Here is a 22,014-nt window from a genome sequence, read left to right as displayed (position 1 = left end):
GGCGGATCACGGATTCCGTGAAGAAACCCCGTCCGTGCCGACCTGAAGGCCTCATGCCCCCGACGCTCGCCTCGCTCGTCCACCACTCCGCGCTGAAGCTGACCGTGCGCGCGGGCGAGGACCATCTGGACGTCCCCGTCCGCTGGGCGCACGTCAGCGAACTCGCCGACCCCGTGCCCTACATGGAGGGCGGCGAACTGCTGCTGATCACGGCGCTGAAACTGGACGCCGACGATCCCGAGGCCATGAGCCGGTATGTGAAGCGGCTGGTGGGCGCGGGAGTGGTCGGGCTCGGATTCGCCGTCGGGGTGAACTACGACGACATCCCGAAGGCTTTGGTGGACGCGGCGCGGGAGGAGGGGCTCCCGCTGCTGGAGGTGCCGCGGCGCACCCCCTTCCTCGCCATCAGCAAAGCCGTCTCCGCCGCCATAGCGGCCGACCAGTACCGGGCCGTGACCGCGGGCTTCGCCGCCCAGCGGGAGCTGACCAAGCAGGCCCTGACCGACGGTCCCGAGGGCCTGCTCGCAGCGCTCGCCGGGCAGGTCGACGGCTGGGCCGCGCTCTACGACGCCTCGGGTGCCGTCGTCGCGGCCGCGCCTGAGTGGGCGGGGCGGCGGGCCGCACGGCTCACCGCCGACGTGGAGCGGCTGCGGGAGCGGCCCGCGCCGGCCAGTTCCGTGGTGGGAGGGCCGAGCGGTGAGGACCGGGTCGAGCTGCACTCCCTGGGCACCGGGCGGCGCCCGCGCGCCGCGCTCGCCGTGGGCACGGCCGCCGCACTGGGCACCGCCGAGCGGTACGCCGTCCACTCCGCGATCGCCCTGCTGACCCTCACCACCGAGCGGTCCCGCTCCCTGCACGCCGCCGAGCAGCGGATCGGGGCCGCCGTGCTGCGCATGCTGCTGGCCGGGGAGCCGGACCACGCACGCGCGGTGGCCGGTGACCTGTACGGCGATCTCCTCGACGCGCCCTTCCGGCTGATCCTCGCCGAGTCGGCGTCCGCGTCGGCGGCCCGCGCGCACGCCGACGGCCACGCGCGCTCGGCGCCCACGGCACCGGCCGCCGCGGTGCTCGCCGCCGCCGACATGAACGGTGATCCGCTGAGCGGCCTTGCCGAGATCGTCGAGTCCGCCGCGGCGCGCTCCGGCGAGGCGGTGCTCGTCGTTCCTGAAGGGGAGCGGCTGGTGGTGCTCGCCACCGACGGAGGCGCGGCCGTCGCCGCCTGCCAGGAGTACGCGCTCGCGGTGCAGGCCGCACGCGCCGCGACCCTGGAACAGGCTGCCGCCGACGAGGACGAACTGGTGGTGGGGCTGTCCGCGCCGGCGGGACCGATCGCCGCGGCCGCCGCGTACAAGCAGGCCGAACAGGCGCTGTCGGTGGCCCGGCGCCGGGGCCGGTCGCTGGTCGAGCACGAGGAGCTGGCGGCGGGCTCGGTACTGCCACTGCTCGCGGACGACGCGGTGCGCGCCTTCGCGGACGGACTGCTGCGCGCCCTGCGCGAGCACGACGCCACGGGACGGGGTGACCTGGTCGCCTCACTGCGGGCCTGGCTCTCCCGCCACGGCCAGTGGGACGCGGCTGCGGCCGACCTCGGCGTCCACCGCCACACGCTGCGCTACCGGATGCGGCGGGTCGAGGAGATCCTCGGGCGTTCGCTCGACGATCCGGACGTCCGTATGGAGCTGTGGCTGGCGCTGAAGGCGACGGCCGCGGCGGGGGAGTGATCCCCCCTCCACGCCTGTACAAGGCGTAGAAGACCCGCCCTGTACTGCTACTCCCCGGACAAACGACCCAGCGCCCCCCCGGGCCTACCGTGGACCACGAACTCCACGCACCACCAACCTCGGAAGGGCCGGGACCCGATCATGACCTCCACCCACGCCTTCTGGCTCGCCGGCCGCCGGGCCACCGGTGAGACCACCTTCGACGTCACCTCGCCGTGGGACGGCAGGCTCGTCGGCAAGGTCAGCGTTCCGACCGAGGCCCAGGTAGAGGAGGCGGTGGCCGCCGCGTACGCCGTACGGGACGAGTTCGCCGCCACGCCGGCCCACGTCCGCGCCGCCGCCCTCGACCATGTCTCCAAGCGCCTCGCCGAGCGCACCGAGGAGATCGCGCAGCTGATCTCCGCCGAGAACGGCAAGCCCGTCAAGTGGGCCCGCGGTGAGGTAGGCCGTGCCGTCTCCGTGTTCCGGTTCGCGGCTGAGGAGGCCCGTCGCTTCAACGGCGGGGAGGCCCAGCGTCTGGACACCGATGCCGGCGGCCAGGGCCGGCTGGCGCTGACCCGCCGCTTCCCGAAGGGTGTCGTCCTCGGCATAGCACCGTTCAACTTCCCGCTGAACCTGTGCGCCCACAAGATCGCCCCCGCCATCGCCGCGGGCGCCCCGATCATCCTCAAGCCGGCGCCCGCCACCCCACTGTCCGGCCTGATCATCGGTGACCTGCTCGCCGAGACCGACCTGCCGGCCGGGTCCTGGTCGATCCTGCCGGTCGGCAACGACCGCATGCCCGCCCTGGTCCGGGACGAGCGACTGCCCGTCATCTCCTTCACGGGCTCCGACCGGGTCGGCTACGCGATCATGGACTCGGTGCCGCGCAAGCACCTCACCCTGGAACTCGGCGGCAACGGCGCGGCCGTCGTCCTCGGTGACTACGCCGGCGACGCGGACCTGGACTGGGCCGCGAGTCGCATCGCCACCTTCTCCAACTACCAGGGCGGCCAGTCCTGCATCTCCGTGCAGCGTGTGATCGCCGACGCGGCGATCTACGAGCGACTGCTGCCGCGCATCGTCGCCGCCGTCGAGGCGCAGGTCACCGGCGACCCCTCGGACGACGCGACGGACGTCGGCCCGCTGGTGAGCGAGGACGCGGCGAAGCGTGTGGAGACCTGGGTCGACGAGGCCGTCGCCGCCGGCGCCACGCTGCTGGCCGGCGGCAAGCGTGACGGTGCCTCCTACGCGCCGACCGTCCTGACCGATGTGCCGGCCGATGTGACCATCTCCTGCGAGGAGGTCTTCGGGCCGGTTCTCACCGTACGGAAGGTGGACGGCGAGGCCGAGGCCTTCGCCGCGGTCAACGACTCCAAGTACGGCCTCCAGGCGGGCGTGTTCACCCATGACCTCCAGACCGCCTTCCGGGCGCACCGTGCACTGGAGGTGGGCGGTGTCGTCATCGGCGACGTGCCTTCCTACCGTGCGGACCAGATGCCGTACGGCGGCGTCAAGCAGTCCGGTGTGGGACGCGAGGGCGTGAAGTTCGCGATGGACGACTACACCTACGAGCGCGTCCTGGTCCTCACGGGCCTCGCCCTCTGAGACCTAGGTCCCACCGACGGCCGAAGCCCGCTGTGCGGGGGCTTCGGCCGCCGGTGCTCTGGCCGGGAACGCAAGAGACGCCACGGTCCGCCCCGTCTTCGGCCGTCCGCCGAGTACGGCCGCTGTGTCAGTCCAGGATGTGCCGCAGGTAGGACCGGGGGTCGGCGAGGTAGCGACGCCAGTGGTCGACCAGGGCGAGCTCGTCCCAGGCCACCCGGCGCATGCCGTGGTCGCCGACCTCGATGATGTCCGCACCCGGCAGCGCGGTCAGCAGCGGTGAGTGCGTGGCGCAGACGACCTGGCCGCCGCTTCTCACCAACTGGTCGATATGGCCGAGCAGTTCCAGGCAGGAGGAGAACGAAAGCGCGGCCTCCGGCTCGTCCATCACATACAGACCGGGATGCAGGAACTTCCCCCGGAACGCCGCGAGGAAGCCCTCCCCATGGCTGACCGACTCCGGTGCGAACCCTTCGCGGTCCAGTGCGTTCAACGCCGTCTCGGCGCGCAGGAAGAAGCCCTTGCGGGCGGACCAACTGCCCAGCATTCGCCGTCCGCGCGGTGCCGCGTCGAAGCGGATCCGCTCACCGAGCACCGACCTGGGGCGGTGACTGGCATGGCGCCAGTCGTGCGAACCGCCCCAGGAGTCCAGGCCGAAGCCCTCGGCGAGAGCCTCGACCAGCGTCGACTTGCCCGACCCGTTCTCGCCGACCAGATAGGTCACGGGCGCGGTGAAGCGCAGGCCGTCCGCCACGAGCCCGCGCACGCAAGGCAGGAACCAGGGCCACTCCCCCTCGCCAGGCGAGACGCCGCTAACGTACGCGCGTTCGATAATCATGCTTGAGTCTCCCACGCGGTGTGGTCGGGGACCCGTCGATCGGAGCCGTCGAGCCCGTGCGCGCCTTGTGATCGGGCTGCCTCGGGTGCCGGACGCCCGGGACGATCTTCCAACGCGGCCGCTCGGTTCAGCAGTAGCAACGCCACCAGTGCGCGTTCGCCGTCCGGGAGGACGTTTCAACCGACGCTACAGACCTGGAACGCGCGTGAGGATGCGCCGGTGAAGCTGCTGCAACTCGCGGCCGGGATCGATACCCAGTTCCCGAGCGAGATGCCTGCGTATCCGGTCGTAGGCCTCGAGGGCATCCGCCTGCCGACCGGAACGGTAGAGGGCGAGCATCTGCAGCTCACGAAGGCGTTCACGCAAAGGGTTTGCCGCTATCAGCAAGGCCAGATCGGCCAGGGCCGTGGCGTAGCGCCCCATGTGGACATCGGCCGCGACGACCTCCTCACCGGCCGCCGCGTGCAGTTGGGACAACCGATCGCGCTGCGCATCGGCGAACGGTCCCGGGACACCGGCAAGCGCGGTGCCGCGCCAGAGGGCCAGTGCGTCTCTCAGGCGAACGGCGTTGTCCTCATGATCCTCCGGCCTCCGGCTGTGGACCCGGTGGACGAGATCGGCGAAGTGGGTGGTGTCGAGATCGACGGCTCCCGTGGGAATCATGTAGCCCCCTGCCACCGTCCTGATCGGGCTTTCCGGTTCACCGCCGCGCAGAATCCGGCGCAGTCTCAACAGGTATGTACGGATCGTGCCGTCGGCGGCGCGAGGCGGACTGGAACCCCAAATCGCGTCGATGAGTTGCGCCTTGGACGTCTGTGCGCCCGCCTTGAGGAGGAGCACTGCGAGGGTGGCCTGCTGCTGTGGGGAGCCCAGGTCCAGTTCTGTTCCGCCTCGCCAACCCTGCATGGGGCCCAGCAGGGTGAAGCGGAGTTCTCTCGTCAACATGATCCGTGTCTCTGTGGGGCTTGTAACGGCACCTCCTGGACCCGCCAGGGAGTGCACCGGCAATCGAGTCGCAATTCCGGCACTCGAAGCTATCCGGGCCAAGTGCCCAACAAGTGCCGCATGCGTGAGGACGATTCCCGGGACGTGCGTCAACGTGGCATCAACGCTCCGTTGACAGGCGTCCCGTTGAATGGTTCCTGCGGCACCGCGCTCGGCCCCTGTCCTCGCCGACGGCAAGGTCCCGACCAGGCGACTGCCCGGGTCGGCCGGTCCATCGTCTCGCCAGGGGTTCGAACGTCGGCGAGACGAGCGGCGAGGCCGTCGACGGCAGCCGGTTCGTCGTGGGCCCGACCGGCGGCACGGCCTGAGTGCCTCCGCCGGGACATGTGATGAGGTGTCGACCGGACTGTGCCACGATTGATTCCGCGGTTCCGGAGAACCTCTCGAATATCGAGGGCCATGGCCCATGGGTGGTGCGGCCGAGTGATATCGAGCAGCTAAACTGCCGATGTGACGAATTGACCGCCTCACCCGTGACGGCGTCAGGCGTGCCGAAGACGGCCGCTTGTGAGACGGCCGGGTGCTCGGACAGGGCGTTTTCGACGCCCCGCGAGAAGACGTTGACACCGTTTCTGATGATCATGTCTTTCTTTCGGTCGACGATGAAGACATATCCGCGATCGTCGACCCTGCCGATGTCTCCGGTGTGGAGCCACCCGTGAGCGAAGACCTCCTCCGTGAGTCCGGGCCGGCGGTGATAGCCGTTCATGGCCAGCGGGCTTCGCACGCAGATCTCGCCCGTGTTGCCGGTGCTCACCTCATTGCCCTCGTCATCCAGAATGGCGACGGTGGATGCCGTGACGGGCTGTCCGGCGGACGTCAGCAGTTCGGGTCTTTCCGGGTCGTGCTCAGTGCGGCGGAGCAGTGAGATGGGATAGCACTCGGTCTGACCGTAGAACTGGGAGAAGACGCCCCCGATGCGGTCGAGGCCTTCGGCAAGGCGGTCAGGCGTGATGGCCGAAGCGCCGTACAGGAGAAGCTCCAACGAGGCCAGATCGGCTGTGCGCAGGGCGGGATCGTCGAGGAGCGCGTAGATCAACGGGGGAGCCAGGGACAAGGACGCGATCCCCTCCGGGGTGGCCACGTCCCTGGCCATGGACGGACCGACGTGTTCCGCCTCCCGCAGCAGATCGGTGCCGTAGTCGGCGGGGCCCACGGTGAACACCACCCGGAGTCCACCGACGTGTGCTGCCAGTGCCCCACCGCACTCTGCGAATCGGCGCACGTCGACCAGCAGAACGTCCGCACCGGCGTCGTTCAGTTGATGAGCGTGGTCTTCGGCCGGGGCCAAGGGGTGCAACCAGGTGACCGTGAGGCCGAAAGCCTGTGCGGCGACGCCCGCGCACCAGGCTTCCGCGCGGTTTCCGGACAGCAGGGCCATGCACTGTCCTGGCCGTAGACCGTGACCGGCGAACACCGCCTGCATCCTGCCGATCAGAGCGAGGGCGGCCGCATACGTCAGGGAAGAGCCGTCCCATGCGAACGCGATGCGATTCGGGTACCGGCGTAGTGCCCGCAGGGCGAGTCCACCGGCAGTCGATTCGCGTCCGATGGCCTGTCGCATGGTCGTCGCAGCCGGTTTCTCTTGATGGAGTTGCAGAACGCGCCCGTAACATAACCGGACCGTTCGGCATATTCGTCATTCGTTACTATAGACCGTTGGAGACGGTCGAAGTTCGGACGATTTTACGTTGGATTTGCCTCAGAAACCCGTACGGTGGACGTTGCTCGGCTCACTGGCAGGGCGGCGCGCAGGGGAGAACCTCGTCCTGGGGCCGCCGCAACGACGTAGCGTCCTTGCCGCACTGCTCGTTCGCAACGGATCGCCGGTGACCCTCGCGGAATTCATCGATGTTCTGTGGGGGCAACGGCCCCCGGAGAATGCCGCGAACGTCGTCCACCGGCACATCGGTGAACTTCGCCGACTTCTGGAACCCGGTCTGAAGCGGCGGGCAACGGGCCAGTGGCTGCTGCCCGGTGCCGAAGGCTATCGGCTGCGGACGGAACCGGGCTGTCTGGATCTCCAGGAGTTCCACTCACTGGTGCGCCAGGCGCGCGCGGCCGCCGCCTCTCGCGGGTCGCTCGACCTGTGGGTGCGGGCACTGTCCCTGTGGACGGCTCCCGTTGTCCGCGGAATCACCCCCCAAGCGGCCCAGCACCCGATGTTCACCGGGTTGCAGCGCGAGTATGCCGCCGTTCTGGCGGAGGCCGCCGATGTCGCCCTGCAGACCGGCACACCCGAGGTGGTCCTCGCTCCACTGCAGATCGCCGTACGAAGGGACCCACTGGACGAACCTCTGCAGGCCCGGCTCATCTTGTGTCTCGCCGCCGCGGGACGGCAGTCGGAGGCCCTGGACAACTACCGGTCGGTGCGTGCCGTTCTCGCGGACGAGTTGGGCATCGACCCCGGCGCAGAGTTGAGGGAAGCCCATCGGCGCGTGCTGTCCGGCCTGCCGATGCACAGGCCCCCGGCACCCGTATCCGTACCGCCGGCCCAGTTGCCGCCGGCCCCCGAGCCGTTCACCGGCAGGCGGGCCGAAGTCGCCCGGTTGGTCGCGGAGGTGGGCGGCGCCGTCGCCGCGCCCGGTGCCGGCCGAACGTTGGTCATCAGCGCGATCGGTGGCATGGCCGGAGTGGGCAAGACCGCCCTTGCCCTCCATGTGGCGCACCGGCTGTCCGACCGATTTCCGGAAGGGCAGCTCTATGTCAACCTCCGCGGTTTTGATCCCTCCCAGCCTCCGCTGAGTCCGCAGCACGTCCTTCGGGGCTTTTTGCGCGGATTGGGTGTCATGCCACAGCACATGCCCCGGGACCCGGACGGCCAGACCGCGCTCTACCGCAGTGTTCTGGCCGGCCGGCGTGTGCTCGTCGTCCTCGACAACGCGCTGGACTCCGAACAGGTCAGACCGCTGCTCCCCGGCGCGTCGGATAGCCTCGTCCTGGTCACCAGCCGCAACAAGCTGCTGGGACTGGTGGCGAACGAGGGTGCTCGCCCGGTGGACTTGGGCGTCCTGGACGAGAAGGGCGCACGGGCGCTGCTGGCCGATCGGCTCGGCTCCGCCCGGTTGGCCGCCGAACCGAAGGCGGTGCGTGACATCACCGCGCTCTGCGGCCGGTTGCCACTGGCCCTGGCCATTGTCGCCGCGCGGCTGGCCACCCACCGCGGTTTCACGATGACGTCTGTCGCACAGCACATGCGGGAGACGGGCCCGTTGAGCGGATTCGTGGGACCCGATTCGGCGCTCGACATACGCAACGTCTTCTCGTGGTCCTGTCGGAACCTGTCACCCGGCGCCGCGCGGCTCTTCCGGCTGCTCGCCCTGCGACCCGGTCCGGACATCTCCGTGCCGGCTGCCGCGGCCCTGGCCGACATGACGGTCACCGCGACCGGCCGATCGTTGGCCGAACTCAGCCAGACGCACCTGGTGATCGAACATGTGCCGGGCCGATTCACGCTCCACGACCTCCTCCAGGCCTACGCCCTCGAATTGGTGGAGGCCGAGACTTCCGAAACGGAACAACAGGCGGTCCTCAGACGCGTCCTGGACCACTATGTGCTTCTCGCACGGGCTGCCGCTGCCGTCGTCGACCCTGAGTCCATGTCCGAGTCGACCGTCTTCCCGGACGCTGAAAGCGCCTTGGGGTGGTTTTCCTCCGAGCGGGGCGTTCTCACCGAGGCGATCCGCCGAGCTGCCGAGGCGGGTCTGCACGAACACGCCTGGCGGCTGGGCTACGCACTGGGCGGCTTCTACGAGTTGTCGGGTCTGTTTCACGAGTGGGCGTCCGTGCAACGGATGGCGTTCGACTCGGCACAGCGACTGGCGGACCAGCGTGCACATGCGCACGCGCATCGACGTCTGGGCCGTGTCACCTCGCTCGTCCACGGGTACGAGGAGGCGCAACACCACTTGGAGCGCGCACGTGACCTCTACGCGGAGCTGGGCCTCCCTCTTGACCTGGCCCATGCGCACCGCGCACTCGCCTGGGTAATGGCCAAGGGCGGCCGTCCGCAAGAGGCGGTGGACCAGGCGGAGCAGGCCCTTGTCGTCTATCGCTCCCACGACGAGACGATCATGGCGGGACGGTGCCTCTACGCCATCGCCTGGTTCCTGGTGCTGCTGGACAAGAGCGAGGAGGCCGTTCTCCACGCGCAGTCGGCACTCGAGTGCTTCGACGAGAGCACGGAGCCGATGAACGTGGCCCGGACCCTGGACACCTTGGCCTTCGCCCATGCGCACCTGGGTCAGTACGACCTGGCCGTGGGATACGAACTAAGAGCCGTCGAACTGTTCCGTTCGTGCCGCGCGCTCTACAACGAGGGCTGCGCGTTGAGCCGTCTTGGGGACGTCCGTTCCGTCGCGGGCGACACAGAGGCCGCTCGCAGGAACTGGCAGGCGTCCCTGGCCATCATGACCGAATTGGATCCGCCGTGGGCCAACGCGCTCCGCACCAAGCTGAACCAACGGGGCTCATCCGCCCCTGAGTCGCACACCGGGGCGGCCGAAACGGTGGGGACCCACGCGTTGCTGTCCTTGCACGGTGTCATGCCGCCGCATGGCCGACTCGATCGCGAGCTACGGCAATGAGGCGCTGAACGTCTCGCGCATCGCACCGTCTGGACTTCGCGGTCCTGCTCCGCGGAGCGGCCGATGTTCTCGACGTGGGCTCCGGCCGGGGGTGGAGGCGCTGACCGGTCCGCGGGTCTGCGGTATAGCGTTCACCTCTATTCATTGCAACGAACGCAGTGGAGTGCGTTGCGTTAGATTTCCATCCAGTGCAACGATTCTTAGCAATCTACCTGCGATTATGGTGGTTTAGCGCAACAAGCTTGTTGCCAGACTTTTGAATGCAACGTAGCGTTTCCGTCGTTAGGAAAGGCGCTCGAAGGGGCGCGCGACGCAGAAGAAGGAGCGCACGATGCAGAGGTTCGACACCCCCGCCCCGGTCTCGGCCGTCCTCGACATCCCTGCGGGACGCATCCAGCTCATCGCCGCCGACCGGGCCGACACCGTGGTCGAGGTCCTGCCCGTGGATGCCTCGAAGGGCCGCGATGTGAAGGCGGCGGAGCAGACCACGGTCGAATACGCCGACGGCGTTCTGCGGATCGAGGCCTCGACGGCGAAGAACCGGATGCTCGGCAACCCCGGATCCATCGAGGTGACCGTCCAACTGCCCGTCGGTTCCCACGTCGAGGCGAAGGCGGCCGGCGCCGGGTTCCGGGGCGTCGGACAGCTCGGCGACGTCGTCTTCGAGGGCGCGCAAGGCGCGGTCGAGGTCGACGAGGCAGCGAGCGTCCGTCTCACCGTCCTCGCCGGAGACGTCACGGTCGGCCGCCTGGGTGGCGCTGCGGAGATCAGCACGCAAGAGGGCGACATCCACATCACCGAGGCCGTGCGCGGCACGGTCACACTGCGCACCGAGCACGGCGAGGTGTCGGTCGGTGCCGCTCACGGAGTCTCCGCCTCCCTGGACGCCGGCACCGGCCACGGCCGGATCCACAACGCATTCAAGAACACCGAAGGCACGGCCGAGCTGACCGTCCACGCGACCACCGCCTACGGCGACATCACCGCCCGCAGCCTCTGAAGGAGCCTCCCACCATGACCGAACTGGCCATCGCTGCCGAGGGGCTGCGCAAGTCCTACGGCGACAAGACCGTCCTCGACGGCGTCGACCTGGCAGTCCCGGAAGGAACGATCTTCTGCTTGCTCGGCCCGAACGGCGCGGGCAAGACCACCGCCGTCAAGATCCTGTCCACCCTCATCTCCCCCGACCCCGCCAGTGGCCGGATCCGCGTCGGCGGCCACGACCTGGCCACCGAAGCGCAGGCCCTGCGCGCCGCGATCGGTGTCACCGGGCAGTTCTCCGCCGTCGACAGCCTGATCACCGGTGAGGAGAACATGCTCCTCATGGCGGACCTGCACCATCTGTCCAAGCACGAGGGGCGGCAGGTCACCGCCCGGCTGCTGGAGCGCTTCGACCTCACCGAGGCCGCGAAGAAACCCGCTTCCACCTACTCCGGCGGTATGAAGCGGCGCCTGGACATCGCCATGACCCTGGTCGGCAACCCGCGGATCATCTTCCTCGACGAGCCGACCACCGGCCTCGACCCGCGCTCGCGCCACAACATGTGGCGGATCGTCCGCGAACTCGTCTCCGACGGCGTCACCGTCTTCCTCACCACCCAGTACCTGGAGGAGGCCGACGAGTTGGCCGACCGCATCGCCGTGCTCAACGACGGCAGGGTCGCCGCTGAGGGCACCGCCGAGGAGCTGAAGCGGCTCGTCCCCGGCGGACACGTCCGGCTCCGCTTCACCGACCCGGCCGCCTACCGGAGCGCCGCCACCGCACTCCGCGAGGCCTCCCGGGACGACGAGGCACTCGCGCTGCAACTCCCGAGCGACGGCAGCCAGCGTGAACTGCGTTCCATCCTCGATCGGCTGGACTCGGCCGGCATCGAGGCCGACGAACTGACCGTCCACACCCCCGACCTCGACGACGTTTTCTTCGCCCTGACCGGCGGCGCCGGCGTCCCCGACCAGCCCAAGGAGTCCGTCCGATGAGTTCCCTCTCCCTCGCCGTACGCGACTGCTCCACGATGCTGCGGCGCAACCTGCTGCATGCCCGTCGCTACCCGTCGCTCACCCTGAACCTGCTGCTCACGCCGGTCATGCTGCTGCTGCTCTTCGTCTACATCTTCGGCGACACCATGAGTGCCGGGATCGGCGGCGGCGGTCCCGACCGCACCGAGTACATCGCCTACATCGTCCCGGGCCTGCTGCTGATGACCGTCGGCAGCACCGTGGTCGGGACCGCGGTCTCCGTCTCCAACGACATGACCGAGGGCATCATCGCCCGCTTCCGTACGATGGCGATCCACCGCGGTTCCGTGATCGTCGGACACGTGATCGGCAGCGTGCTCCAGTCGATCATCAGCGTGGTTCTCGTCGGTGCACTCGCCGTGGCGATCGGCTTCCGCTCCACCGACGCCACCGTTCTGGAGTGGCTCGCGGCGTTCGGACTGCTTGTGCTCTTCGCCATGGCGCTCACCTGGATCGCGGTCGGCATGGGCCTGGTCAGTCCGAACGCCGAGGCCGCAGGCAACAACGCGATGCCGCTGATCCTGCTGCCGTTGCTGTCCAGCGCCTTCGTCCCCATCGACGCGATGCCGGGCTGGTTCCAGCCGATCGCCGAGTACCAGCCGTTCACGCCCGCCATCGAGACCCTGCGTGGCCTGCTGCTCGGCAGCGGCATCGGCAACAACGGATGGCTCGCCGTCGTCTGGTGCCTGGGCCTCGCGGTACTCGGCTACTTCTGGTCGACCTCGAAGTTCAACGACGACCCGAAGTAACCGCCGTGCCGACGCGGGTCACCTCCGCGCCCGTCCCACCCGAGGGCGGCGTACCCCGACAGTCCGTCGGTGTGCGCCGCCCCGTTCGTGTAAGTCCACCGGCGTGATTCTCTAGGCGGAGGCAGGCTTCGTACGCAGAGTGCGTAGAACAAGCGACGGTGAAAGCAGGCGCGTGGGGGGCTCGAGCAGGTTGATCACACCGAGCAGAGTCCGGCCGAGTCCGGCATCTACGGTGGCGGCTCGTCGATAGCGGTCGAGATACCGGTTCATGAGTCTGTCAATGGGCGTCCGCTTGCCTTCCACTTCGGGAAAGCGCAGGTCGCCACCCGCCGAAAGCGCCCAAGGTGTGTCGAGGAGCTTCGCGGCCGACCGGTAGAAACGCCGAGGCAGGTTCTCGACCCCTTCGCGCAGCAAACTGCTGAGCAGGACGGCCTCCATCGCGGCCACGCTCATGCCCTGACCGTAGACGGGATTGAAACTGCACAGTGCGTCACCGAGGATGACCAGCCCCTCCGGCTGCCGGTCCACCTTCTCGTGGTGCCGGCGGACACTCTGTGGATAGCGCATCTTCGCCGGCTCGCTCAACGGCTCGGCGGTCTTCAGGATCTCGACGATCCGGGGAGCGCCAAGGGACTCGGCGAAAGCGAGCATCCCGTCGGGATCCGTCGGCGGTTCCTCGCCCAACATGCCTGTCAGCGCGAGGGAGAAGCGCCCGCCTTCCTGTCGCAGGACGTTCGCCGACCGGGGCTGACCGGGGGAGGCGGTGAAACTCACCGCCAGCTTTCCGTCCAACAGGCCCGGTTCACTGCGGTAGTGCCGGTGCACATAGACCATGTCAACGCGGATCGTGGATTCCGACGCCGTGGGGAAGCCGAGCTGCGACAGCCATACACCGGCCCGCGATCCACGTCCGGACGCGTCGACGACGAGATCGGCGGGCATCTCGTACTCCTGCGCGTTCACGCCGGGTTGATAGAGGCGGACGCCGGACACCCGATCGCCCCGCCGGTCCGTGACAAGACCTGTCACCTCACAGGCGTCCATGACGGTGACGCCGGGAAGAGACGTCGCGACGCGTCGGCGGATCACGTGCTCGAGCAACGGACGGGTCGGCGCTATACCGATGATTCCGGACTCGGCCTGACGCATGAGATGCCCGTCGAGATACCAGAGAGCGTCCTTTTGCAGATCGCCACGCGGTGCGCCCTCGTCGACCAGTTCCTCCGTGATGCCCGGAAGGAGCTCCTCCAATGCCGCCGTGCCACTCGCCAGAAGGCCGTGCAGTTGCCGGCTCTGCGGCACACCCCGTCGCGGCGCCGCCGTGTCGGGCAGGGTGTCGCGGTCGACGACCGTGACCTTGTCGAACCTGTCGTGGAGGGCGCGTGCGGCAAGGAGTCCTGCGATGCTCCCGCCAATGACAACCGCGTGCCGAGAATTCCCGCGGACGGTGACGGATGGGCTACTCATTGTGTCTGTCTTTCGCTGTACGTGGCTGATGCCGGACCGGACACCATCCGTACGGAGCCTGGCGGCCCGTACGGCACGACCGTAAGGAGGACAAGTGCTCAAGAAGTGCCGGTCCCGTCATGCGCGATGCCGGCCCAGGCCGGACCTCTTCCATGGGGTCGGTCCGCGCCCACCGGCGCGAGCGCGTGCGAGAGGGTCCGGTGGGCAGGGATCGTCTCGGACAGACCGGTGATCCGCAGCAGGTACCTGGTCAAACCGTGCGGACACACCAGGTGCAGCCGGCCGTGGCACCGGCGGGCGGCGTGGTGGGCGCGACCAGCACCAGCAGGCCACTGGCGTCACAGAAGGTGAGCCCGGACAGGTCCAGGACGATCCTGGCGGGGCCATGACGCGTGATGACGTCATGGAGGTGGAGGTCCAGCAGGCAGCCCGCGGGGTGGCGCGCACCGGCGGTGGCGTGTGTCCCGTCCGGATGACCGGTGGCGCCGACGACGCACCCCCGTATCGGTCCTGGGACGGCGCCCAAGGCGGGTACGTGGCCGCGCTCGCTCTCGGCGCCATGCGCGAGGACCTGGTCCGACGGGCCGGCGAGGCGGCTCCCGTCCGCACCCTGGGTGCGCACTTCCTGGCCCCTGTGGACGAACGCCCGCTCCGCTTCACGGCCCGAACCCTGCGCGAGGGCCGTCGTACATCCATGTGCACCCTCACCGCGACACAGGGTGGCGCCCCGGTGCAGGCAGGCTCGGCGGTGTTCGGGTGGGGAGGCGCAGGCCCGGCCCTCGCCGATCTGTCGGCGCCGCCCGCGCCGGCCTCCGAGGCGTGCCACCGCTCACCCTCCCGAGCGACCTGGCGGCTTTCGCCGCCCATCTGGAGATCCGACCGGCGAGCGAGGCCCGGCCGCTGGGCGGGGCCCGCGGGCCGAGCTCCTCGCCTGGCTGCGCTTCACCGACCGCAGGCCGTTGGACGCGGGCACACCGGTCGTCCTCGCGGATGCGCTGCCGCCCGGCCTGTTCGCCGTGTGGACCGTCCCTCGTCCCGTGCGGACCGCGGAACTGACCGTTCACTTCACCGACGCCCTGGAGGCCGCACCGGTCGAGGACCGGGTCCTGGTCCGGATCCGCACCGAGTACGCCGGCAGCGGCTGGGCCGTCGAGGACAGCGCCCTGTGGTCGACCACCGGTCGACTCCTCGCTCTGGCACGCCAGGCACGCGCCCTGCGCAACGGCCCCCGGCCGCACACGGCGGCGACTGACCGGCCCCGGCGATCGCTGTTCCGTGGGGATGCGGCCGGCCGGAGGAGAGTCGTCACGGTGCGGCCGGCGCGGGGCCCGTGCTCGCCCTGACCGTCAACTCGGGGGCGAGCAGCACCACTTCCTCCGTCCCGCGGCCGTCCAGCTTCGCCACGAGCAGTTCGACCGCTCGTCTGCCCATCTCCTGGGCGGGGATGGCGACCGACGTCAGCCGGACCGACGCCTGCACGGCGACCTGGTCCGGGCAGACGGCGAGCACGGAGACGTCCTCCGGCACGGCCCGACCCTGCTGACGCAGCAGTGCGAGCAGGGGCTCGACCGCGGACTCGTTCTGCACCACGAACCCCGTGGTGGCGGGCCGTTCGTCGAAGATCCGGGCGAGTGTCAGGGCCATCGCGTCATACCCGCCCTCGCAGGGGCGATGCAGCACCCGCAGCCCCAGCTCGCGGGAGCGGGACCTCAGCCCGTCGAGCGTGCGCTCCGCGAAGCCCGTGTGCCGCTCGTAGACGGCCGGTGCCTCGCCGATGACGGCGATGTCGCGGTGTCCCAGCATCGCCAGGTGCTCGGCGCACAGCGCGCCCGTGGCCGCGAAGTCCAGGTCGACACAGGTCAGCCCCGAGGTGCTGGTGGGCAGCCCGATGAGCACCGACGGCTGGTCCGTCCCACGCAGGAGCGGCAGCCGCTCGTCGTCGAGCTCCACGTCCATCAGGATCATCGCCTCGGCCAGGCCGCTGCCGGTGACCCTGCGCACCGCGTCGGGGCCCTCCTCGCCGGTGAGCAGCAGGACGTCGTAGCCGTGTGTGCGCGCGGTGGTCGCCACGGCGATGGCGATCTCCATCATCACCGGCACGTACATGTCCGTACGCAGCGGGACCATCAGCGCGATGATGTTCGACCTGCTGCTCGCGAGGGCGCGGGCCCCGGCGTTCGGGTGGTAACCGAGCTCCCGGATACTCTGCTCGACCCGCTCCCGGGTGGCCGCGGAGATGGACCGCTTGCCGCTGAGGACGTAGCTCACCGTGCTCGCCGACACTCCGGCGTGCTGGGCGACCTCGGCGAGGGTGACCATCCAGCTCTCCAAGGGACTGAAGCGCTTCGACGCGGCGCATATACGGAACGGAGATATGGGGGTTGCCTGACAGTAGCTCCACACAGGGATGGTGTCCATAGGTTGTCGAAGCGCTTCGATTCGAGACTTTCCCGGAAGTGGCGAGCGCCGCCCTGGCGCCCGGGGACCACCGAACGGACGTATGCGAGCGGCTCCTTGGCGGTCGCCGGCAGGTCGCCGTCGAGATGCTCGGAAAGTACTGCCTGGGCCCCGGCCCGCGGGCGGCCGCCACGGCACCGTCAGGGCCGAGGCGGAGGCCGTCGTGCCGGAGGGGTCGACTTGACATCAAGGTGCGGTCGACGGGGATCGGTTGACGCGCAATCCCGGGTAGGCGGTTGCACGAAGACTGGTGACCTCGCCCCGAATCGGGTACGAACGATCCAGTAGCACCGATCAGTAACGTACGCCCGCAGGGTCGCCGTACGGCACTCTTGGCCGCTGTACGGCAGCTTGATCGGCGTATGTCCAAAATGATCCCTATTCGCGGCGAGGTGAGCCTCATGTCCGCACCAACAGCCCCCACTCCCAAGCCCACTGTCACCGAGCGTGAGGCGCGACAGGTCGCCGAGGCCGCGCGCGAGCAGGACTGGCGCAAGCCCAGCTTCGCCAAGGAGCTGTTTCTCGGCCGTTTCCGGCTCGACCTCATCCACCCCCATCCGCTGCCCGCCGACGAGCACGTACAGCGCGGCGAGGAGTTCCTCGCCAAGCTGCGCGACTTCTGCGAGACACAGATCGACTCCGCGCGCATCGAGCGCGAGGCCCGGATCCCGGACGAGACGATCAACGGGCTCAAGGAACTCGGCGCCTTCGGCATGAAGATCGACACCAAGTACGGCGGCCTCGGCCTCACCCAGGTGTACTACAACAAGGCGCTTTCTCTGGCCGGCTCCGCGAATCCCGCGGTCGGCGCGCTGCTGTCCGCGCATCAGTCGATCGGCGTACCGCAGCCCCTGAAAATCTTCGGGACGCAGGAGCAGAAGGACACGTTCCTGCCCCGCTGCGCCCGCACCGACATCTCCGCGTTCCTCCTCACCGAGCCGGACGTGGGCTCGGACCCCGCCCGCCTCGCCACGACGGCCGTCCCGGACGGGGACGACTACGTGATCGACGGCGTGAAACTGTGGACCACCAACGGCGTGGTGGCCGACCTGCTCGTGGTCATGGCGCGCGTCCCCAAGTCCGACGGCCACGGCGGCGGCATCACGGCGTTCGTCGTCGAGGCCGCGTCGGAGGGCATCACGGTCGAGAACCGCAACGCCTTCATGGGCCTGCGCGGCCTCGAGAACGGTGTCACCCGCTTCCACCGGGTCCGTGTCCCGGCGGCCAACCGCATCGGCCCGGAGGGTGCGGGTCTGAAGATCGCGCTGACCACGCTGAACACCGGCCGGCTCTCACTGCCCGCGATGTGCGTGGGCGCGGGCAAGTGGTGTCTGAAGATCGCCCGCGAGTGGTCGGGAGCCCGCGAGCAGTGGGGCAAGCCGGTCGCACTGCACGAGGCGGTCGGTTCGAAGATCTCCTTCATCGCGGCGACGACCTTCGCCATCGAGGCGGTCGTGGACCTCTCCTCGCAGATGGCCGACGAGGACCGCAACGACATCCGCATCGAGGCCGCTCTCGCCAAGCTCTACGGTTCGGAGATGGCCTGGCTGATGGCCGACGAACTGGTCCAGATCCGCGGCGGCCGCGGCTTCGAGACCGCCGAGTCCCTCAAGGCCCGGGGCGAGCGGGCGGTGCCCGCCGAGCAACTGCTGCGGGACCTGCGCATCAACCGCATCTTCGAGGGCTCCACGGAGATCATGCACCTGCTGATCGCCCGCGAGGCCGTGGACGCCCATCTGTCGGTGGCGGGAGACCTGATCGATCCCGACAAGTCCCTGGCCGACAAGGCGAAGGCGGGCGCGAACGCCGGCGTCTTCTACGCCAAGTGGCTGCCCAAACTGGTCGCCGGACAGGGGCAGGTCCCGGGCGCGTACGGGGAGTTCCGTCAGGAGGTCGACCTCTCCCCGCATCTGCGCTACGTCGAACGCAGCGCCCGCAAGCTCGCCCGCTCCACCTTCTACGCGATGTCCCGCTGGCAGGGCCGCATGGAGACCAAGCAGGGCTTCCTGGGCCGGATCGTGGACATCGGCGCCGAACTGTTCGCGATGAGCGCGGCCTGTGTGCGCGCCGAGCATCTGCGCAGGTCCGGGCAGCACGGGCGGGAGGCGTACCAGCTCGCCGACGCCTTCTGCCGGCAGTCCCGGATCCGCGTCGAGGAGTTGTTCGGCCGGCTGTGGAGCAACACGGACGACCTCGACCGCAAGGTGGTCAAGGGAGTCCTGACCGGTACCTACGAATGGCTGGAGGACGGGATCGTCGACCCGTCCGGGGACGGCCCGTGGATCGCGGACACGACTCCGGGTGCCAGCAGCCGGGAGAACGTGCACCGTCCGATCCGCTGACGGCCGGCCACCGCGTGCCCGGCGGTCACCGATGCGACGGTCCCGGCGCCGGAGTAGGCCGCGGCGAGGTCCCGGAGTCCGGCGGTCGCGGTGGCCGGCAGGCCGACCGCGCCCGCCGGGCGGTGCCGATCCGCGCCGGCGGCGCCCTCTCGGCGTCCGCGGAGCCTTCCCCCGCCCAGGCAGATCGGATCCCCGGACATGACGGCATCTCCGTGATGTCCGGGGGCGGCACCGGCATGTCAGGACCGGTCTGCCGGGGGACCTTCGGTGAGGAGTGGGGCACCCTGTCCCCCCGGGCACCGTGCTACGGCCACAATGGAGGAATGAGCGACAGTCCAGCCCCTCTTGCCGACCCCCATCTCGTCTTCGATCCCGTGGACGGAGTGCGGGACGTCGTGATCCTCGGCTCCACCGGCTCGATCGGCACCCAGGCCGTCGACCTCGTGCTGCGCAACCCCGACCGGTTCAAGGTCACCGGGCTCTCCGCCAACGGCGGCCGGGTCGGACTGCTCGCCGAGCAGGCCCGCCGCCTGCGGGTGCGGACGGTCGCGGTGGCGCGCGAGGACGTCGTGCCGGCGCTGCGCGAGGCGCTCTCGGCGCAGTACGGGTCAGGAGAGCCCCTCCCCGAGATCCTCGCCGGACCCGACGCGGCCACCGCGCTCGCCGCCTCGGACTGCCACACCGTGCTGAACGGCATCACCGGCTCCATCGGCCTCGCGCCCACCCTCGCCGCCCTGGAGGCGGGCCGCACACTCGCGCTCGCCAACAAGGAGTCGCTCATCGTCGGCGGCCCGCTGGTGAAGGCGCTGGCCAAGCCCGGCCAGATCATCCCGGTGGACTCCGAGCACGCCGCCCTCTTCCAGGCCCTCGCCTCCGGAACCCGCGCCGACGTGCGCAGACTCGTCGTCACCGCCTCGGGGGGTCCCTTCCGCGGCCGGACGAGGGACCAGCTGGCCGACGTCACGCCCGAGGACGCGCTCGCCCACCCCACCTGGGCGATGGGCCCGGTCATCACCATCAATTCCGCGACCCTGGTGAACAAGGGCCTCGAGGTGATCGAGGCCCATCTGCTGTACGACATTCCCTTCGATCGCATCGAGGTCGTCGTGCACCCGCAGTCGTATGTCCACTCGATGGTGGAGTTCACGGATGGATCGACTGTGGCGCAGGCGACGCCCCCGGACATGAGGGGGCCGATCGCCATCGGTATCGGCTGGCCCGAACGGGTGCCCGATGCGGCGCCCGCTTTCGACTGGAGCAAGGCCTCGACCTGGGAGTTCTTCCCGCTGGACAACGAGGCGTTCCCCTCGGTGGGACTCGCCCGGCATGTGGGACAGCTCGCGGGCACGGCCCCGGCGGTGTTCAATGCCGCCAATGAGGAGTGTGTCGACGCGTTCCTGAACGGCGCCCTGCCGTATCTCGGGATCATGGAGACGGTCATCCGGGTGGTGGAGGAGCATGGCACCCCTCGCTCGGGAACTTCCCTGACCGTCGCGGACGTCCTCGAAGCGGAGGCCTGGGCGCGTGCCCGGGCCAGGGAACTGACGGCCCAGACGGCAAGCGCGGAGGCTCGTGCATGACGACCTTGATGATGATCCTCGGCATAGTCGTCTTCGCAGTCGGACTTCTGGTCTCGATCGCCTGGCACGAGCTGGGGCATCTGTCGACGGCCAAGCTCTTCGGTATCCGGGTGCCGCAGTACATGGTCGGGTTCGGCCCGACCGTCTGGTCGCGCAAGAAGGGCGAGACCGAGTACGGCATCAAGGCGGTCCCGCTCGGCGGCTACATCCGCATGATCGGGATGTTCCCGCCGGGGCCGGACGGCCGGATCGAGGCCCGTTCCACCTCGCCGTGGCGGGGGATGATCGAGGACGCACGGGCGCAGTCCTTCGAGGAGCTGCAGCCCGGTGACGAGGACCGCCTCTTCTACACGCGCAAGCCGTGGAAGCGGGTCATCGTCATGTTCGCGGGCCCCTTCATGAACCTGATCCTCGCCGTGGCGGTCTTCCTCGGCGTGATGATGACCTTCGGTGTCCAGACCCAGACCACCACCGTCTCCAAGGTCTCCGACTGCGTCATCCAGCAGAGCGAGAACCGCACCAAGTGCGCGAAGGGCGATCCGGCCGCACCCGCACAGGCCGCGGGGCTCCGGGCGGGCGACAAGATCGTCTCGTTCGGCGGCAAGCCGGTGAAGGACTGGTCCGTCCTCCAGTCCGACATCCGTGCCAACCCGGGCAAGGACGTCACGATCACCGTCGAGCGCAACGGACGGACCGTCGACCTCCAGGCTCACCTGATCAAGAACCAGGTCAGCAAGACGGACGGCAACGGCGGCTATGTCGAGGGCAAGTACGTGTACGCCGGCTTCCTCGGCTTCACCCCCGCCAGCGGCATCGTCCAGCAGTCCTTCGACCAGTCCGTGCAGCGCATGGGCGACATGATGGAGAACGGCGTCGAGTCGCTGCTGTCGCTCCCGGGCAAGATTCCCGCCCTGTGGGACGCGGCCTTCGGCAACGCCCCGCGTGAGCCGGACTCCCCGATGGGCGTGGTCGGCGCGGCCCGTGTGGGCGGCGAGGTGTTCACCCTGGACATCCCGCCGTCCCAGCAGATCGCCATGATGCTGCTGCTGGTCGCGGGCTTCAATCTGTCCCTGTTCCTGTTCAACATGCTTCCGCTGCTCCCGCTCGACGGCGGGCACATCGCGGGCGCCCTGTGGGAGTCGCTGCGGCGCGCCGTGGCCAAGGTGCTGCGCCGCCCCGACCCGGGTCCGTTCGACGTGGCGAAGCTGATGCCGGTGGCCTATGTGGTGGCCGGGATCTTCGTCTGCTTCACCCTGCTGGTGCTGATCGCGGACGTGGTTAACCCGGTGAAAATCTCCTAGTCACGCGGAGTTGGCGGCGGCCGGGGAGGCTTTTTTCCCGGCCGCAGCCCATTGGGTGGGTTTACGGACCGTGATGTGCTGGGGTCCGTGCCCGTGCCGTAGGCTCAAAGCCTGGAGCCCGTCGTTCCGGGGCTGGACCTTGATCCATAACTTGGGGTTGCACAGCAGATGACTGCGATTTCACTCGGCATGCCGTCCGTTCCGCTCAAGCTCGCCGAGCGTCGGAAGAGCCGGCAGATCCAGGTCGGATCCGTGGCGGTGGGTGGAGACGCTCCGGTGTCGGTGCAGTCGATGACGACGACGCGTACGTCGGACATCGGTGCGACGTTGCAGCAGATCGCGGAGTTGACGGCGTCGGGTTGCCAGAT

At 69.3% G+C, this 22,014-nt stretch carries 17 protein-coding genes and 1 pseudogene; 12 read left to right on the top strand and 6 right to left on the bottom strand.

Going from position 1 to position 22,014, the window contains the following annotated elements:
• Positions 1-53 precede the first annotated feature (53 nt).
• The gene (locus ADL25_RS19360) at positions 54-1,721 is read left to right on the top strand and encodes a PucR family transcriptional regulator (RefSeq protein ID WP_059129020.1); all 1,668 of its coding nucleotides are present in this window, start codon (positions 54-56) and stop codon (positions 1,719-1,721) included.
• A 141-nt stretch (positions 1,722-1,862) separates the two neighbouring features.
• Positions 1,863-3,308, top strand: coding sequence for an aldehyde dehydrogenase family protein (locus ADL25_RS19355; RefSeq protein ID WP_059129019.1), 1,446 nt, complete (start codon positions 1,863-1,865; stop codon positions 3,306-3,308).
• Positions 3,309-3,435: 127 nt separating this feature from the next.
• Here the strand turns inward: ADL25_RS19355 and ADL25_RS19350 are convergent, their stop codons facing one another.
• The 3 genes from ADL25_RS19350 to ADL25_RS19340 all read right to left on the bottom strand — a co-directional run bounded on the left by ADL25_RS19350 (position 3,436) and on the right by ADL25_RS19340 (position 6,712).
• Positions 3,436-4,143 carry an AAA family ATPase gene (locus ADL25_RS19350; protein ID WP_059129018.1) on the bottom strand — a complete coding sequence of 236 codons (708 nt, stop codon included), beginning with the start codon at positions 4,141-4,143 and terminating at the stop codon, positions 3,436-3,438.
• Positions 4,144-4,329: 186 nt separating this feature from the next.
• On the bottom strand, positions 4,330-5,049 hold the full coding sequence (locus ADL25_RS49030; RefSeq protein ID WP_267889262.1) for an AfsR/SARP family transcriptional regulator: 720 nt from the start codon (positions 5,047-5,049) through the stop codon (positions 4,330-4,332).
• Positions 5,050-5,248: 199 nt separating this feature from the next.
• Positions 5,249-6,712 (bottom strand): AMP-binding protein, encoded by a 1,464-nt coding sequence (locus ADL25_RS19340; RefSeq protein ID WP_079050466.1) that lies wholly within the window; start codon positions 6,710-6,712, stop codon positions 5,249-5,251.
• 265 nt (positions 6,713-6,977) lie between these two features.
• Between ADL25_RS19340 and ADL25_RS19335 the strand changes: the two genes are divergently transcribed.
• The 4 genes from ADL25_RS19335 (at position 6,978) to ADL25_RS19320 (ending at position 12,499) form a co-directional block, all read left to right on the top strand.
• Positions 6,978-9,734, top strand: coding sequence for an AfsR/SARP family transcriptional regulator (locus tag ADL25_RS19335; protein ID WP_059129015.1), 2,757 nt, complete (start codon positions 6,978-6,980; stop codon positions 9,732-9,734).
• 331 nt (positions 9,735-10,065) lie between these two features.
• The gene (locus tag ADL25_RS19330) at positions 10,066-10,734 is read left to right on the top strand and encodes a DUF4097 family beta strand repeat-containing protein (protein WP_059129014.1); all 669 of its coding nucleotides are present in this window, start codon (positions 10,066-10,068) and stop codon (positions 10,732-10,734) included.
• Positions 10,735-10,748: 14 nt separating this feature from the next.
• Positions 10,749-11,711, top strand: a complete 963-nt coding sequence (locus ADL25_RS19325; RefSeq protein WP_059129013.1) for an ATP-binding cassette domain-containing protein — start codon at positions 10,749-10,751, stop codon at positions 11,709-11,711.
• A complete protein-coding gene (locus ADL25_RS19320) occupies positions 11,708-12,499 on the top strand; it encodes an ABC transporter permease (protein ID WP_059129012.1) in 792 nt (263 codons plus the stop codon). The genes ADL25_RS19325 and ADL25_RS19320 overlap by 4 nt, the downstream gene beginning before the upstream one ends.
• Positions 12,500-12,610: 111 nt before the next feature.
• Here the strand turns inward: ADL25_RS19320 and ADL25_RS19315 are convergent, their stop codons facing one another.
• Positions 12,611-13,966, bottom strand: a complete 1,356-nt coding sequence (locus tag ADL25_RS19315) for an FAD-dependent oxidoreductase (protein WP_059129011.1) — start codon at positions 13,964-13,966, stop codon at positions 12,611-12,613.
• A 250-nt stretch (positions 13,967-14,216) separates the two neighbouring features.
• Positions 14,217-14,588 (bottom strand): hypothetical protein, encoded by a 372-nt coding sequence (locus ADL25_RS50605; RefSeq protein ID WP_063805679.1) that lies wholly within the window; start codon positions 14,586-14,588, stop codon positions 14,217-14,219.
• Here ADL25_RS50605 and ADL25_RS51890 point away from each other — a divergent pair.
• Positions 14,526-14,663, top strand: a pseudogene (locus ADL25_RS51890) (acyl-CoA thioesterase domain-containing protein); the annotation flags it as partial. The gene ADL25_RS50605 and the pseudogene ADL25_RS51890 overlap by 63 nt on opposite strands.
• Before the next feature lie 22 nt (positions 14,664-14,685).
• A complete protein-coding gene (locus ADL25_RS46295) occupies positions 14,686-15,309 on the top strand; it encodes an acyl-CoA thioesterase domain-containing protein (protein WP_234380967.1) in 624 nt (207 codons plus the stop codon).
• Here the strand turns inward: ADL25_RS46295 and ADL25_RS19305 are convergent.
• Positions 15,272-16,285: a LacI family DNA-binding transcriptional regulator gene (locus ADL25_RS19305; RefSeq protein WP_059129010.1), complete on the bottom strand. Its 1,014-nt coding sequence runs from the start codon at positions 16,283-16,285 to the stop codon at positions 15,272-15,274. The two genes, ADL25_RS46295 and ADL25_RS19305, sit on opposite strands and share 38 nt — an antisense overlap.
• A 539-nt stretch (positions 16,286-16,824) precedes the next feature.
• Between ADL25_RS19305 and ADL25_RS19300 the strand changes: the two genes are divergently transcribed.
• From ADL25_RS19300 to ADL25_RS19285, 4 genes are all read left to right on the top strand, one after another.
• A complete protein-coding gene (locus ADL25_RS19300) occupies positions 16,825-18,765 on the top strand; it encodes an acyl-CoA dehydrogenase family protein (RefSeq protein ID WP_059129009.1) in 1,941 nt (646 codons plus the stop codon).
• 323 nt (positions 18,766-19,088) lie between these two features.
• Positions 19,089-20,345: a 1-deoxy-D-xylulose-5-phosphate reductoisomerase gene (gene dxr, locus ADL25_RS19295; protein ID WP_059129090.1), complete on the top strand. Its 1,257-nt coding sequence runs from the start codon at positions 19,089-19,091 to the stop codon at positions 20,343-20,345.
• The gene (locus ADL25_RS19290; RefSeq protein WP_059129008.1) at positions 20,342-21,646 is read left to right on the top strand and encodes a M50 family metallopeptidase; all 1,305 of its coding nucleotides are present in this window, start codon (positions 20,342-20,344) and stop codon (positions 21,644-21,646) included. Before dxr ends, ADL25_RS19290 begins: the two co-directional genes overlap by 4 nt.
• 168 nt (positions 21,647-21,814) lie before the next feature.
• Positions 21,815-22,014 (top strand): flavodoxin-dependent (E)-4-hydroxy-3-methylbut-2-enyl-diphosphate synthase (locus ADL25_RS19285; protein WP_159044955.1); only part of this gene is annotated, 200 nt, incomplete at its 3' end.

Source organism: Streptomyces sp. NRRL F-5122 (genome assembly GCF_001507435.1).
In the GTDB taxonomy this organism is placed as follows: Bacteria; Actinomycetota; Actinomycetes; order Streptomycetales; family Streptomycetaceae; genus Streptomyces; species Streptomyces lannensis.
Note: the sequence above shows the minus strand (reverse complement) of the source record. Positions and strands in the feature narration are given on the sequence as shown.